The 12,716-nt window shown below is 62.3% G+C and carries 15 protein-coding genes and 1 pseudogene; 4 read left to right on the top strand and 12 right to left on the bottom strand.

What is annotated here, in order from left to right:
- From EN964_RS10120 to EN964_RS10105, 4 genes are all read right to left on the bottom strand, one after another.
- Positions 1 to 1,116 (bottom strand): threonine--tRNA ligase (locus EN964_RS10120; RefSeq protein WP_127276334.1); only part of this gene is annotated, 1,116 nt, incomplete at its 3' end.
- A 175-nt stretch (positions 1,117 to 1,291) separates the two neighbouring features.
- Entirely contained in the window at positions 1,292 to 2,119 is an 828-nt protein-coding gene (blaOXA, locus tag EN964_RS10115) for a class D beta-lactamase (protein WP_127267643.1), read from the bottom strand.
- Positions 2,120 to 2,267: 148 nt separating this feature from the next.
- Complete coding sequence (gene yidD / locus EN964_RS10110; protein WP_127267644.1) at positions 2,268 to 2,642, bottom strand: membrane protein insertion efficiency factor YidD; 375 nt, start codon at positions 2,640 to 2,642, stop codon at positions 2,268 to 2,270.
- A gap of 79 nt (positions 2,643 to 2,721) precedes the next feature.
- Entirely contained in the window at positions 2,722 to 2,886 is a 165-nt protein-coding gene (locus EN964_RS10105) for a hypothetical protein (RefSeq protein ID WP_127267645.1), read from the bottom strand.
- A gap of 92 nt (positions 2,887 to 2,978) precedes the next feature.
- Between EN964_RS10105 and EN964_RS10100 the strand changes: the two are divergent.
- Positions 2,979 to 3,895: pseudogene (locus EN964_RS10100) on the top strand (LysR substrate-binding domain-containing protein).
- Between the two features lie 18 nt (positions 3,896 to 3,913).
- Here the strand turns inward: EN964_RS10100 and EN964_RS10095 are convergent.
- On the bottom strand, positions 3,914 to 4,216 hold the full coding sequence (locus tag EN964_RS10095) for a cell envelope integrity protein TolA (RefSeq protein ID WP_206528705.1): 303 nt from the start codon (positions 4,214 to 4,216) through the stop codon (positions 3,914 to 3,916).
- Between the two features lie 146 nt (positions 4,217 to 4,362).
- Positions 4,363 to 4,809, bottom strand: a complete 447-nt coding sequence (locus EN964_RS10090) for an iron-sulfur cluster assembly scaffold protein (protein ID WP_127267647.1) — start codon at positions 4,807 to 4,809, stop codon at positions 4,363 to 4,365.
- Between the two features lie 240 nt (positions 4,810 to 5,049).
- Between EN964_RS10090 and folE the strand changes: the two genes are divergently transcribed.
- From folE to EN964_RS10075, 3 genes are all read left to right on the top strand, one after another.
- On the top strand, positions 5,050 to 5,685 hold the full coding sequence (gene folE, locus EN964_RS10085) for a GTP cyclohydrolase I FolE (RefSeq protein ID WP_027036853.1): 636 nt from the start codon (positions 5,050 to 5,052) through the stop codon (positions 5,683 to 5,685).
- A gap of 90 nt (positions 5,686 to 5,775) precedes the next feature.
- Complete coding sequence (gene hisI, locus EN964_RS10080; protein WP_127267649.1) at positions 5,776 to 6,237, top strand: phosphoribosyl-AMP cyclohydrolase; 462 nt, start codon at positions 5,776 to 5,778, stop codon at positions 6,235 to 6,237.
- 84 nt (positions 6,238 to 6,321) lie between these two features.
- Positions 6,322 to 7,293: a patatin family protein gene (locus EN964_RS10075; RefSeq protein WP_127267650.1), complete on the top strand. Its 972-nt coding sequence runs from the start codon at positions 6,322 to 6,324 to the stop codon at positions 7,291 to 7,293.
- A gap of 7 nt (positions 7,294 to 7,300) precedes the next feature.
- On the opposite strand, the gene recJ is transcribed toward EN964_RS10075, so the two are convergent.
- The 6 genes from recJ to EN964_RS10045 all read right to left on the bottom strand — a co-directional run.
- The gene (recJ, locus tag EN964_RS10070) at positions 7,301 to 9,085 is read right to left on the bottom strand and encodes a single-stranded-DNA-specific exonuclease RecJ (RefSeq protein WP_127272496.1); all 1,785 of its coding nucleotides are present in this window, start codon (positions 9,083 to 9,085) and stop codon (positions 7,301 to 7,303) included.
- A 189-nt stretch (positions 9,086 to 9,274) separates the two neighbouring features.
- Complete coding sequence (locus EN964_RS10065; protein ID WP_127271397.1) at positions 9,275 to 9,499, bottom strand: DUF6434 domain-containing protein; 225 nt, start codon at positions 9,497 to 9,499, stop codon at positions 9,275 to 9,277.
- Between the two features lie 73 nt (positions 9,500 to 9,572).
- The gene (glpX, locus tag EN964_RS10060) at positions 9,573 to 10,556 is read right to left on the bottom strand and encodes a class II fructose-bisphosphatase (protein ID WP_127271399.1); all 984 of its coding nucleotides are present in this window, start codon (positions 10,554 to 10,556) and stop codon (positions 9,573 to 9,575) included.
- 203 nt (positions 10,557 to 10,759) lie between these two features.
- On the bottom strand, positions 10,760 to 10,927 hold the full coding sequence (locus EN964_RS10055; RefSeq protein ID WP_013531988.1) for a Thivi_2564 family membrane protein: 168 nt from the start codon (positions 10,925 to 10,927) through the stop codon (positions 10,760 to 10,762).
- Positions 10,928 to 10,998: 71 nt separating this feature from the next.
- Positions 10,999 to 11,355 (bottom strand): hypothetical protein, encoded by a 357-nt coding sequence (locus EN964_RS10050; RefSeq protein WP_127272497.1) that lies wholly within the window; start codon positions 11,353 to 11,355, stop codon positions 10,999 to 11,001.
- 132 nt (positions 11,356 to 11,487) lie between these two features.
- Positions 11,488 to 12,716: homoserine dehydrogenase (locus tag EN964_RS10045; RefSeq protein WP_164775773.1), on the bottom strand; the 1,229-nt coding region annotated here is incomplete at its 5' end.

Here is a 12,716-nt window from a genome sequence, read left to right as displayed (position 1 = left end):
GCGGTGCACATTGCCGAATTCCGCAAGCTTTACGGGAAGATCGCGATAGGACTTCAACCCATGCTTGAAAATCTGCACATGGCCCGGACAGTTCATCGGCTTCAGCGCGAAGACCCGGTCGTCATCGGTGTCGTCGCCGGCGACCGTCACCTTGAACATGGCGTCGCGATACCAGCCCCAATGGCCTGACGTCTCCCACAGGCTCTTGTCGAGCACCTGCGGCGCGTTGACCTCCTGATAGCCCTGCTCGTCGAGGCGGCGGCGCATGTAGTTGACCAGGTTCTGGAACATCTTCCAGCCCTTGGCATGCCAGAAGACGACGCCCGGTCCCTCTTCCTGGAAATGGAACAGGTCCATCTCGCGGCCGATCTTCCTATGGTCGCGCTTCTCGGCCTCCTCCAGCATCATCTGGTAGGCTTCGAGCTGCGCCTGATCAGCCCAGGCCGTGCCGTAGATGCGGGTCAGCATCGGGTTGTTCGAATCACCGCGCCAATAGGCGCCGGCCACCTTCATCAGTTTGAAGGCATTGCCGATCTGCCCGGTCGAGGCCATGTGCGGGCCACGGCAGAGGTCGAACCAGTCGCCCTGCGCGTAGATCTTGAGATCCTGATCCTCGGGAATGGCGTCGATCAACTCCAGCTTGTAGCGTTCGCCCTTGTCGGCAAACACTTTTTTCGCCTTGTCGCGCGACCAGACTTCCCTGGTGAACGGCTTGTTGCGCGCGATGATCTCACGCATCTTCTTCTCGATCACCGGAAAATCGTCGGGCGTGAACGGCTCGTTACGGGCGAAGTCGTAGTAGAACCCGTTCTCGATCACCGGCCCGATGGTCACCTGCGTTCCCGGCCATATCTCCTGCACGGCTTCCGCCAGCACATGGGCCGCGTCGTGGCGGATCAGCTCCAGCGCGCGCGGGTCGTCGCGGGTGACGATCTCGACCTTGCCGGACTTGCCGAGCGGATCGCTGAGATCGCGAACCGTGCCGTCGATCGCATAGGCGACCGCCTTCTTGGCCAGCGATTTGGAGATCGATTCGGCGAGGCCAGCACCGGTCATCGCCGCGTCATATTCGCGGACGGAGCCATCGGGAAATGTCAGGGAAACGGAATTCAGCATATATATCTCCTATCCAGTCCCGCAAACGAGCGCGGGTGGTTGAAATGCATGTCGCCCAAAAGTGTATGGCGGTTTTGGGGTACGACATGCATAGGGAAAAGCCGGATGCGTCCGGCAGCGGCTGTCTTTTATGGACAGATTCCGCCGCCGTAAAGCCCGGCTCAAATGTCAGCGTTCATTTGATGAGGAGCGGCAAATCCTTCAGGAACGCAGCCCGGGTCTTGAGGCCCTTTGGCATGTCCGTACGGTTGGCATCGACGACAAGCCGCGCAAAGACGATCTGGCGGCCATCCTTGTTCGCCCATCCGACGAACCAGCCAAGCGAGCGCTTGTCCTGGACCTTGTCGGCGTCGTTGCGCAGCCTGGTGCTGCCGGTCTTGCCTTGCACCGTCCAATCCCCGGCCTGGAAGGTCGGGATGATGGCTGATGTCATGTCGTAGGCCTTGGCCGAGACAGGCAGCTTGCGGGCCAGCAGCTTGCGCAGGAATTCGACCTGCTCGACCGGCGTGATCTTGAGCGAGGAATTCACCCAGGACTTGGTCAAACCATCATTCTTGCCGGGATTACCGGAAACATCGGCATTGCCGTAGTCGAATTTCGAGACATAACCGGCAAAACTCTCAGACCCAAGCCGGCGGGTGATTTCCCGGGAAAACCACAGGATCGAATCTCGCTCCCAGACCACCGGATCGACGGTCTTCTGATCCCGCTTCACCGCGCTGAATTCAGGCTTGTAATCCCAGCTCGGCGTGTGCTCGTCGCTCAGGATCCCGCTGTCATAGCCGATCAGCGACAACGGCACCTTGAACGTCGACGCCGGGCTGAACCGCTGGTCGCACACCCCGTCCTGGTAAAGCGTCTTGCCGCTCGCCGCATCGGCGATCACCGTGCACTGCACGTCCCCCAGCGGCGCCGATTGCGCGCGCAACGGAAATCCCAGCAGCCAGGCGAGCAGGAACAGTATCCCGGCAAAGATGAAGGGAAGACGGTCGAAATTGCGCATTTGTCTGCTCGCTCAAGAGGGGGGTTCGCGAGCGGCTTAGCGAGGTCTCTTGTCTCGATTTTGTCTCAAATGCGCAGTCTTTGTGCAGGCTGTTGTTAACCCTACCGGATCGTAAACGGGCAGAGCCGCCGGTACCTGACCGACGCGATCACCCCTGCGCTTCGCCGCGCTTGCTGCCGATCCGCCAGTACCGCCATGGCGTGAACCAGACATAACGATCCTCCAGCACCTCCGGCACGCGGTCGATGCCATGCGTGCCGAATGGCCCGCAGCGCAGCACACGGAACAATCCCATCCAGCCGCCGGCCCACAGGCCATGGCGGGCGATCGCCTCATGGGCATATTCCGAACAGGTCGGCAGATGCCGGCAGGTATTGCCGACAAAGCCCGACAGCGTCAGCTGATAGAGGCGCACGAGCGACGTGCCGAGGAGACGGCCCGGCGTCTTGCGCCATGGACCGGGCCAGTTGCGGCCGCGTTTCGGCGGCCTGGCGATATGCGCATGCCCATGCTGGTCGCGCACCACAGTCTCCGTATCGCGTTTCCCAGGCGATAGATGTGAGCTTCCACTGGAGAACGCAATCCCCACTCCTTGTGCGCACTCAGTCGTCACGGGCGGAACGGCGAAACGGCTGCCTGTCAGGCGAAGACGCCCACCGGCCACGACTGGTCGGCTCTTCGTAACGCTTTTCATGCTGTCTTCTGTCACGCCATTGAAACGTTGCGATCCGCATGACATCGCCAAAGATGCTCAGCAACTGGATCATGGTCGGTCTCCTTTGACATGGATTAGACCGCCGCTGGCCTTCGCCTTCAAACGAGTATAATTTCCACTTCGGATAATCCTGGGTTATGCGAAATGAAGCGTGGGCGCCTGCCGCTGACGGCATTGAGGAGCTTCGAGGCGGCGGGCCGGCATCTGAGCTTCAGCCGGGCCGCCGAGGAGCTTTTCGTCTCGCAGGCGGCGATCAGCCGGCAGATCCGGGAACTCGAAACCTTCCTGCGCCAACCCTTGTTCGAACGTCACCATCGCCGTGTCGAACTGACCGACACCGGGCGGCGTCTGCTGGAGCAGCTTGTCAGAAGTTTCGACGCCATCGATACCTTGCTTGGAGAACTGGTGGCGACACCGGCGCAGTCCGTGGTCCGCGTCAGTGTCGAGCCGTCGCTTGCATCCGTGTGGCTGGTGCCGCGGCTCAACCGGTTTCGCCAATTGCGGCCTGACATCGACGTCTCGCTCGAGGTCGACCCAAGGCTGATCGAGTTCCGCAGCGATCAGCCGGAGCTTGCCTTGCGCTTCAGCGCGCATGCCACCTCGTGGCCGCGCAGTCAGGCTGAGCGGCTTGCCTCGACGGTCGATTCGCCGGTCCTGTCGCCGGCGCTGCTTGCCTCTGGCCCTGCCCTCGACAGGCCGATCGATCTTGGTCGCTACACGCTCTTGCACGAGGAGAACCGCCAGGGCTGGGCGCGCTGGTTCGAAGCGGCCGGCGTGCCCGCCGACGCCATACCGGCGCGCGGGCCGATGCTGGCGGATGCGTCGCTTTCAAAGCAGGCCGCCTTGCTCGGACATGGCGTGCCTTGGGCGATCTCTTGCAGATCGGCGCGGAAATCGCATCCGGCGCGCTGGTCAAGCCGTTCGACATCGACGTCGCATCCGGCGCCTATTGGCTGGTGGCCAGAAACTTGCGCGACCTCTCGGAACCGGCCGCCGCGTTCGCCGACTGGCTCAGAAGCGAATTTGCCGAAAGCAGGCGGGTGCTGGAAGCGCAGGCTTGAACCTTCCGGCCGGGCCCGCTACTTGGCCTTCTTGCGGTATTTTTCGAAGAGTTTGTCGAGCGTATCCGCGGCCGGAAGCTCGCCCGGTGAGTCTTCTCCCGGGTTGAATGTGAGGATGACATCGCGCCACATATCATAGTGGGCAGCATATGATGTCAGCCTGGGAAATGGCGCGCAGCGTGCGATGGCCCGGACAGCGGACTCGGCAACCTTGTCCGGCGGCGTCGTCACAGGACCGAGGATTTTTGGCGGGCCTGCGAGTGACCCGTCCTTGTTCAGACTGATCTGGACGCGTGCAATGCTGTGGGTGTTTGCAGGCATGTTCCAACAATGCTGGATTGCCTTCATGAGATAGTCGCCGATATCGCGCTCGACCGCTACGTCTGCCCGGCTCGGGGTCCCGCCCAACGCGAGTGAGCCAGCAAGGCTCCCGGCAAACACCAGGCTTTGGTAGCCAAACCCCAAGGTCAGGCCGCTTCTTCGGCGCGCTTCTTCTCGATCTGGCCGATGGCGTCGACCACGGCATCGAAAGTCAGCATGGTCGAAGCGTGCCGCGCCTTGTAGTCGCGCACCGGCTCCAGATATCTGAGGTCGGCGAAGCGACCGTCCGGCGGGGCGCCATTTTCCTTGAGCATCTTCAGCATGGTGTCGCGCACCGCGCGCAATTCCTCAGCACTCGCGCCGACGACATGCTGCGCCATGATCGATGACGACGCCTGGCCGAGCGCACAGGCTTTCACGTCATGGGCAAAGTCCGTGACCAGGCCGTCCTGCATCTTGAGGTCGACGGTGACCGTGGAACCGCATAGCTTGGAGTGAGCCTTGGCGGTCGCGTCAGGATGATCGAGACGGCCGATGCGGCCAATGTTCCCGGCAAAACCGAGAATTTTCGCGTTGTAGACCTCGTTTATCATTATTTTCCAATCCGTCGCCGCCAAGCGAACAGCGATTGCCGCTGTCGTGTCTTCCTTTCGCTCGCTATGACCTTATATAATGCTGGCAGTCCGGTATCGACAAGAACGACGAAAGCCAATGTCCTTGCCGGGAAGTTCACGCCACTTACGGGGCTGGAAACGGGGCGAGTTTCCGACACCGAAAGGTCGTGGTCCGTTCAACTCGTTCCTCCGCCGAGAGGGACTACGGGAGACGCCTTTATGGATGCCGTCATCAAGAAGCTCATGCCACAGTCAGCCTATATGGAAAAGCCGGTCACCGACCGGCCAAGCGAAGCCGAAGTCGAAGCCGCCGTGCGCACGCTTTTGCGCTGGACCGGCGACAATCCGGACCGCGAAGGGCTGGTCGACACGCCGAAGCGGGTGGCAAAGGCCTATCGCGAAATGTTCGGCGGCTACGACATGTGCCCGGCGGACGAGCTCGGCCGCACCTTCGAGGAGGTCGCCGGCTACGATGACCTGGTCATCGTCAAGGACATAACATTCCATTCGCATTGCGAGCACCACATGGTGCCGATCATCGGCAAGGCACATGTCGGCTATCTGCCGGATGGCAAGGTTGTCGGCCTGTCCAAGATCGCCCGCGTCGTCGATATCTTCGCCCACCGCCTGCAGACCCAGGAGGCGCTGACGGCGCAGATCGCCGGCGTCATCCAGGACGTGCTCAATCCGCGCGGCGTCGCCGTCATGATCGAGGCCGAGCACATGTGCATGGCCATGCGCGGCATCCGCAAGCAGGGTTCAACTACGCTGACCTCGACCTTCACCGGCGTCTTCAAGGATACGCCCGAAGAGCAGGTTCGTTTCGTGACCATGGTGCGTGGCGGCGGGATCTGAATGGCCCTCGCCGGCCATCAGACCATGATCCCGAAAAGTGGAGACCGGTTTTCGGACAAGATCATGGTCAACGAGGAAAATGGACCGGCGATGTCGGCACTGGAATTTCCAAAAGCTCCGTCGGACAAGAAAGCGCTCGAGGAAGGCGCGGTGTTCTCGCCGCGCTTCGATGCAGCCGGGCTGGTCACGGTCGTCGTCACCGATGCCGGAGACGGCATGCTGTTGATGCTTGCGCATATGAATGCGCAAGCACTGGCACTGACGCTGGAGACCGGCATCGCCCACTACTGGTCGCGCTCGCGCAACGTGCTTTGGAAAAAGGGCGAAACATCAGGCAATTTTCAGCATGTCGTCGAGATGCTCACGGATTGTGACCAGGATGCCATATGGTTGCGCGTCAAAGTGTTGGGCCACGACGCAACCTGTCACACCGGCCGGCGTTCATGCTTTTATCGGACGGTGGGGCTGGTCGATGGCAAGGGGACGCTTGCCGGCGACGGCAGCAAGCCGCTGTTCGATACGGAAAACACGTATCGGAAACCACCAGCTTGAACCTTCTGCCTGACACCAACCACACAGATTCATCATTTCGATACGGCCCGCTCGTATAGTAGCCGTGGGACAAGGGAGATCATGATGCTCGAGTGGGCGTCATTGCGTAACAGACCAGATGTCAGGGAGGCCAACGGCCTATCCTCGTCAGGCGGCGCGTCCGAAACGAACTCCCAGAAGAAAACAGCCATTTCGCTCGCCTTGGGTGGCGGTTGCGCCCGCGGCTGGGCGCATATCGGCGTGCTGCGCGCGCTCGACGAAGCCGGCATCGAAGTGTCGATGATCGCCGGCACCTCGATCGGCGCGTTGGTCGGCGGCTGCTATCTCGCCGGCAAACTGGACGAGCTCGAAGAATTCGCCCGCAGCCTGACCAAGCGACGCATCTTCGGCCTGCTCGATCTCAATTTGCGCGGCAGCGGCCTGTTCGGCGGTATGAAGCTCGATGCAAGGCTGCGCGAGCACATGGCCGGCATTCGTTTCGAGGACCTTGCCAAGCCGTTCGTCGCGGTCACCTCCGAGATCCGCACCGGCCACGAAATCTGGCTGTCGAGCGGCTCATTGATCACCGCCATGCGCGCCTCCTACGCGCTGCCCGGCGTGTTCGAGCCGGTGAATTGCAACGGCCGCGTGCTGGTCGACGGCGCGCTGGTCAACCCGGTACCGGTATCGGTCTGCCGCGCCTATGAGCAGCCGCTCGTCGTGGCGGTCAACCTTCACTATGATCTGTTCGGCCGCGCCGCCGTCATCAAGCATAGCGCCGGCGAGTTGGTCGTTGAAAAGGACGCGCCGCGGCCTGGTCAGATCGACGCCGAGCGCCAGTCGCATCAGACGCGGCTCGGCATCACCGGCGTCATGGTCGAGGCCTTCAACATCATTCAGGACCGCATTTCGCGCGCCAGGCTTGCCGGCGACCCGCCTGACATGTCGCTGCAGCCGAAGCTCAGCCATATCGGCCTGACCGAATTCCACCGCGCCGACGAGGCGATCAACCTCGGCTATCAGGCGACGATGGCGCAGATCGGCGAACTGACCCGGCTGCAGACCGTTCTCGCCTGATCAAAGCCTACGCACGAGCCGCATCGGTGATGCGAAACTGCACGGTGCGGTTGCCATTCCAGTAGTTGCCTGACAGCGAACCGGCGACGTGGATCGTCTTGCCCCGGTTCTTGAACAGGAATTCGCCAAGTGCGGTATCGACAGCGCGAAAGGCGATCGCCTGGATGCGGCCGCCGCTTTCCGATTGCAGTTCGACGCGGATGTGGTTGGTGCCGACCGGCCGCGCATCGGCCAATCGGTGGCGCGGCAACGCGAAAACAGGGGCCACATGCCCGGCACCGAAGGGTCCGGCCTGTTCCAGCGCGTCGAGCAGGCTGAGCGTCGCGCCTTCAGCGGCAAGTGCGCCGTCTATGGCCAGGCTTTCCTCGCCCTGCAGGCGAAACACGTCGGCTGCCGCCCGTTCTTCGAAAAACGCCCTGAGTTCGCCAAGCCTTGCCCGCTCCACGGTGATGCCCGCCGCCATGCCATGGCCGCCGCCCTTGACGATCAGACCGGCAACGGCCGCCTCGCGCACCAGCCGGCCGAGGTCGAAACCCGAGACCGAGCGGCCCGAACCGGTGCCGATGCCCACAGCATTGAACGCGATGGCGAAGGCGGGCCGCCGGGCATGATCCTTCAATCGCGAAGCGAGCAGGCCGACAATACCCGGATGCCAGCTGTTGGAGGCGGTGACGACGATAGCCGGGCCATTGCCGCCGGCGAGCTCTGCATCGGCCTCGACGCGCGCCGCCGCGAGCATCTCCTGCTCCATCAACTGCCGTTCCTGATTGAGCCGGTCGAGCGTCTCGGCAATGGTGCGCGCCTCGACCGGGTCGTCGGTCGCAAGCAGCCGGCTACCAAGTGCGGCATCGCCGATGCGTCCGCCGGCATTGATGCGCGGGCCGATCAGATAGGCCAGATGGAAAGTGCTGATCGGCTCGCCGATACGCGACACGCGTGCCAGTGCCGCCAACCCTTCATTCTTCTGCTGGCGCGCCATCTGCAGCCCCTTGACCACGAAGGCGCGGTTGACGCCGGTCAGCGGCACCACGTCACAGACTGTGGCCAATGCCACGATATCAAGCAGCGAAAGCAGGTCCGGCGGCGTAGCATCGGCCATGCGGCCGCGCAGGATCCTGGCCGTCTGCACAAGGGCGAGGAAGACCACGCCGGCGGCACAGAGATGGCCCTGCCCGGAAAGGTCGTCGTCGCGATTGGGATTGACGACGGCAATTGCCGCCGGCAAGGCACCGCCGACCTGGTGGTGGTCGAGCACCACGACATCGGCCCCAGCCTCGTTGGCGGCATCGATGGAAACGGCGCTGTTGGTGCCGCAATCGACAGTGACGATCAGTGTCGCGCCACGCGAAACAAGTTCGCGCATGGCATCCGGGTTGGGCCCATAGCCCTCGAAAATACGATCCGGAATGTAGATTTCCGACGGCACCGAGAAATGCGTGAGGAACCGCTTCAGCAAGGCCGACGAGGCGGCGCCGTCGACATCATAGTCGCCGAAGATCGCCACCTTTTCCTTGGCCATCACCGCGGCGGCGATGCGGGCCGCCGCCCTGTCCATGTCGGTCAGCGATGCCGGATCCGGCAGAAGATCGCGGATCGTCGGGTCGAGAAACCGCTCGGTCTGTTCGGCGGTAACACCACGGCCGGCAAGCACCCGCGCGACGATGTCGGGCACGCCATGGCCTTGCGCGATGGCGAGCGCAATCATGTCCTGGCGTTCTGTCAGCCGATGTTCCCAGGAAATCCCTGATACTGACTGCCTGACATCGAGGAAGAGGCGTTTTTCGCCGGTCATACGCTTTGCCAACTCATCGTTGGCCGCACGATAATGCATGTCGCCCATAAGTGGGCAGCGGTTTTGGGGCGACGACCTGCATTGGCAACAATTTTAAGCGCGTCGCGTTCACGCGACGCTCTATAGGCCAAAGGCAGGCAAAGCCAAGCGATTCACGGATGTGCGCCGTCCCGGAATAGGTCAAGAAAACTACGCTTTCCGCTTTTCAGCCTGGCGCCGAAGCCATTCGTCGGCCGCATCGCCCATCGTCTTTTCCACACCGTCCTTGAGCCAGGCCATGAAAGGCCGGTCAAACCTGAATGCATCGCCGCATTCCCGGATGAGAAAGCGACGCACATTCTGGGTGTTGCGATAGAACTTTGTGATGGCGGTGGCACGCGAAATCGGATCCGCATGCCAGTCGAACGGTTCCATCGTCAAATCCTTGCAGCCAGCATCGGATGCGCCCGAATGGCTAGCAATTGCAAGGTGGCTTCGCAAGCGAGCGTCAGAACTTATCCAGATCCTGATGGCGGGCCTTGATCTCGCGCACCGTCCGCGACGACGAGCGCAGCACGATCGTGTGGGTGGTGATGTAATTGTGGCCGAATTTGACGCCAGCCAGCATGTTGCCGTCGGTGACACCGGTGGCCGCGAACAGCACATCGCCGCGCGCCATGTCCTCCGTCCGATAGACCCGTTTCGGATTGGAAATACCCATCTTTGCCGCGCGAGCAACCTTTTCCGGCGTGTCGAGGATCAGCCTGCCTTGCATCTGGCCGCCGGTGCAGCGCAGCGCGGCAGCGGCCAGCACGCCCTCTGGTGCGCCGCCAGTGCCGAGATAGATGTCGATGCCGGTTTCTTCCGGATCCGTGGTGTGGATGACGCCGGCGACATCGCCATCGCCGATCAGCCGGATCGCGGCACCCGTGGCGCGCACGGCATCGATCAGCCTGGCATGACGTGGCCGGTCGAGAATGCAGGTGGTGATATCCGATATGGCCACGCCCTTCGCCCTGGCGAGGCTGGCGATGTTCTCAGCCGCCGAGGCGTCGATGTCGATGACGCCGTCCGCATAGCCCGGACCGATGGCGATCTTGTCCATGTAGACGTCGGGCGCAAACAGCAGGCTGCCCTTTTCGGCGATCGCGATGACCGCGAGTGCATTGGGCAGGTTCTTGGCGCAAATCGTCGTGCCTTCGAGCGGATCGAGCGCGATATCGACGGCCGGACCTTTGCCGGAGCCGACTTCCTCGCCGATGTAGAGCATCGGCGCCTCGTCGCGCTCGCCTTCGCCGATCACCACCGTGCCCTTGATGGCAAGCCGGTTGAGTTCCTGGCGCATGGCGTCGACTGCGACCTGGTCGGCCGCCTTTTCGTCGCCGCGCCCGCGCAGCCTGGCGGCCGCGACGGCGGCTCGTTCGGTGACGCGCACCAGTTCCATGGTGAGTATCCGGTCAAGGCCGGCGACGATGTTCTGGGCCACATTCATCTGGTGATTTCCTCGTTGGCAATGCGGCCTCCCGCCGGAGGCGGCCTGTTTTGTCAAACCAGCATGACAACGGCAAGACCTACCGAGGATTTTATCGAATACCCAACAATATCAATCGATTAAACCGCATCCTTAAACAAGACTGGCCCGATCGCCGTGCGCCGGGCCAGTCTCAAAACGGTAAAAATGGCGGCGTTCGCGGCCTAGAAAACCGCGAGGTATTTGAGCAGTGAAATGATGCCGATGATGATGACGATCACCTGAACTATCTGTCTCATCCGGCCATCGAGCGGCAGGCGTTGAACCAGATAGAGAACGAGGATGATGACGAGGAATGTGATCAGGATGCCGATCAATGCTGATGAAGCCATGGTGCCCTCCTTAAAAGTGATGTGCTGAAAACAAGCGAGTGGGCCGGAAGCCCGGCCCTATCGCGCTGCGGTCAATACCAGCGGCGGGAGGTATCGTTCGTCGATTGACCAATGGCGAAGCCGGCCAGAAAGCCGAGCAGGCCGATCACGCCGACCAAAGCTGTCGTCGTACCTGGATTTTCACGCGCGACCTCCGAAACAGCCTGAGCCTGGCTGCGCAGCTGTTGCGCCGTACGCGAAGCGCGGCTCGCGGCCGTGTCGTACAACTCGGACGCCTGTTCGCCGGCGTCGTCGAGCATCTCCGCGCCCCGCGCCGAAATGCTCTTGTTGATCCTGGTGATCTCCTTGCGCAAATCGGCAATCTGCTTTTCCAGCGTCTTCTGGATGTCGTCGATATTAGGGGTGTCGGACTTGTTGGTATCGGCCATGAAGCGGTTCCTCTGGTTGCTGACCAAGAGAACGGCGACGACACCAATTCGTTCCCGCGTGGCGGCTGTCCCCACCAGACCAGACCTCAATGCCTGCGGGATTCCTGTCCCGCAGGGCCTATCGGGCGAAAGCTACCCTGCCCGCTCGATGCGGATGACCTGCGGCTTGTCGGTCAGATGGCCATCCTTGGTGATGCCATCGACGGCCTTGCGCACAGCAGCCTCCGTCGTCTCGTGGGTGACGAGGATCACCGTCTTCTGTGCCGCCGCCTCGCCATTGACCGCGTGCTGGACGATCGATTCCAATGAAATGTCATTATCGGCCATGCGCTTGGCGATTGCCGCGAAGACGCCGATGCGGTCATGCACGGTCAACCGGATGAAATAGCCGCCGGCATGGCTGCGCATCTGCGCCTTCTTGTAGGGTTTCAGCTCCTTCGCCGGCCGTCCAAAGACCGGACCATGCTGGAAGCCTGGCCGGCTCTTGGCGATGTCGGCGATGTCGCCAATGACGGCCGAGGCGGTGGCGTTGCCGCCGGCACCGGGGCCTGACAGCAGCAGTTCGCCCAGAATGTCGGTCTCGATCGCCACCGCATTGGTGACGCCATGCACCTGCGCGATGACCGATGCCGTCGGCACCATCGTCGGATGCACGCGCTGCTCGATGCCGCTCTCGGTGCGCTGGGCGACACCCAGCAGCTTGATCCGGTAGCCAAGATCGGCGGCCGCGCGGATGTCGGCCTGGGTGATGTTGGAGATACCTTCCATATAGATGTCGTTGGCGGCGATCCTGGTGCCAAAGGCAAGGCTGGTCAGGATCGACAGCTTGTGCGCGGTGTCGTGGCCCTCGATGTCGAACGTCGGATCGGCTTCGGCATAGCCCAGCCGCTGCGCGTCCTTCAGGCAAGCATCGAACGAGATGCCCTCGGCCTCCATGCGCGTCAGGATGTAGTTGCAGGTGCCGTTGAGGATGCCGAACACGCGCGTAACCGAATTGCCGGCCATCGCCTCGCGCATGGTCTTGATGACGGGAATGCCGCCCGCCACCGCCGCCTCATAGTTGAGCAGAACACCCTTTTTCTCGGCGATCTCGGCCAGCGCCACGCCATGCTTGGCCAGCAGCGCCTTGTTGGCGGTGACGACGTGACGGCCGGCTTCGAGTGCCGCTTTCACCGACGAGCGCGCCGGGCCCTCGTCGCCGCCGATCAGTTCGACGAACACGTCGATTTCTGCGGTCTGCGCCATCTTGACCGGATCGTCGAACCACTTTGCCGAGCTCAGATCGACGCCGCGATCGCGCTTCTGGTCGCGCGCCGAGACGGCGGTGACGATCACGTCACGGCCGCACTGGCGGGTCAGGT

This window comes from Mesorhizobium sp. M7A.F.Ca.CA.001.10.2.1 (assembly GCF_003998575.1).
Taxonomy (GTDB): domain Bacteria; phylum Pseudomonadota; class Alphaproteobacteria; order Rhizobiales; family Rhizobiaceae; genus Mesorhizobium.
This window is presented reverse-complemented; position numbering and strand designations above follow the sequence as displayed.

What these genes read in the sequence shown, in the direction of transcription:
- blaOXA (WP_127267643.1), bottom strand. Translation starts at nt 2,119, where the DNA reads ATGCGCAATTTCGACCGTCTTCCCTTCATCTTTGCCGGGATACTGTTC.
- EN964_RS10105 (WP_127267645.1), bottom strand. Translation starts at nt 2,886, where the DNA reads ATGATCCAGTTGCTGAGCATCTTTGGCGATGTCATGCGGATCGCAACG.
- EN964_RS10095 (WP_206528705.1), bottom strand. Translation starts at nt 4,216, where the DNA reads ATGCCTGCAAACACCCACAGCATTGCACGCGTCCAGATCAGTCTGAAC.
- EN964_RS10090 (WP_127267647.1), bottom strand. Translation starts at nt 4,809, where the DNA reads ATGATAAACGAGGTCTACAACGCGAAAATTCTCGGTTTTGCCGGGAAC.
- folE (WP_027036853.1), top strand. Translation starts at nt 5,050, where the DNA reads ATGGATGCCGTCATCAAGAAGCTCATGCCACAGTCAGCCTATATGGAA.
- hisI (WP_127267649.1), top strand. Translation starts at nt 5,776, where the DNA reads ATGTCGGCACTGGAATTTCCAAAAGCTCCGTCGGACAAGAAAGCGCTC.
- EN964_RS10075 (WP_127267650.1), top strand. Translation starts at nt 6,322, where the DNA reads ATGCTCGAGTGGGCGTCATTGCGTAACAGACCAGATGTCAGGGAGGCC.
- recJ (WP_127272496.1), bottom strand. Translation starts at nt 9,085, where the DNA reads ATGACCGGCGAAAAACGCCTCTTCCTCGATGTCAGGCAGTCAGTATCA.
- EN964_RS10065 (WP_127271397.1), bottom strand. Translation starts at nt 9,499, where the DNA reads ATGGAACCGTTCGACTGGCATGCGGATCCGATTTCGCGTGCCACCGCC.
- glpX (WP_127271399.1), bottom strand. Translation starts at nt 10,556, where the DNA reads ATGAATGTGGCCCAGAACATCGTCGCCGGCCTTGACCGGATACTCACC.
- EN964_RS10055 (WP_013531988.1), bottom strand. Translation starts at nt 10,927, where the DNA reads ATGGCTTCATCAGCATTGATCGGCATCCTGATCACATTCCTCGTCATC.
- EN964_RS10050 (WP_127272497.1), bottom strand. Translation starts at nt 11,355, where the DNA reads ATGGCCGATACCAACAAGTCCGACACCCCTAATATCGACGACATCCAG.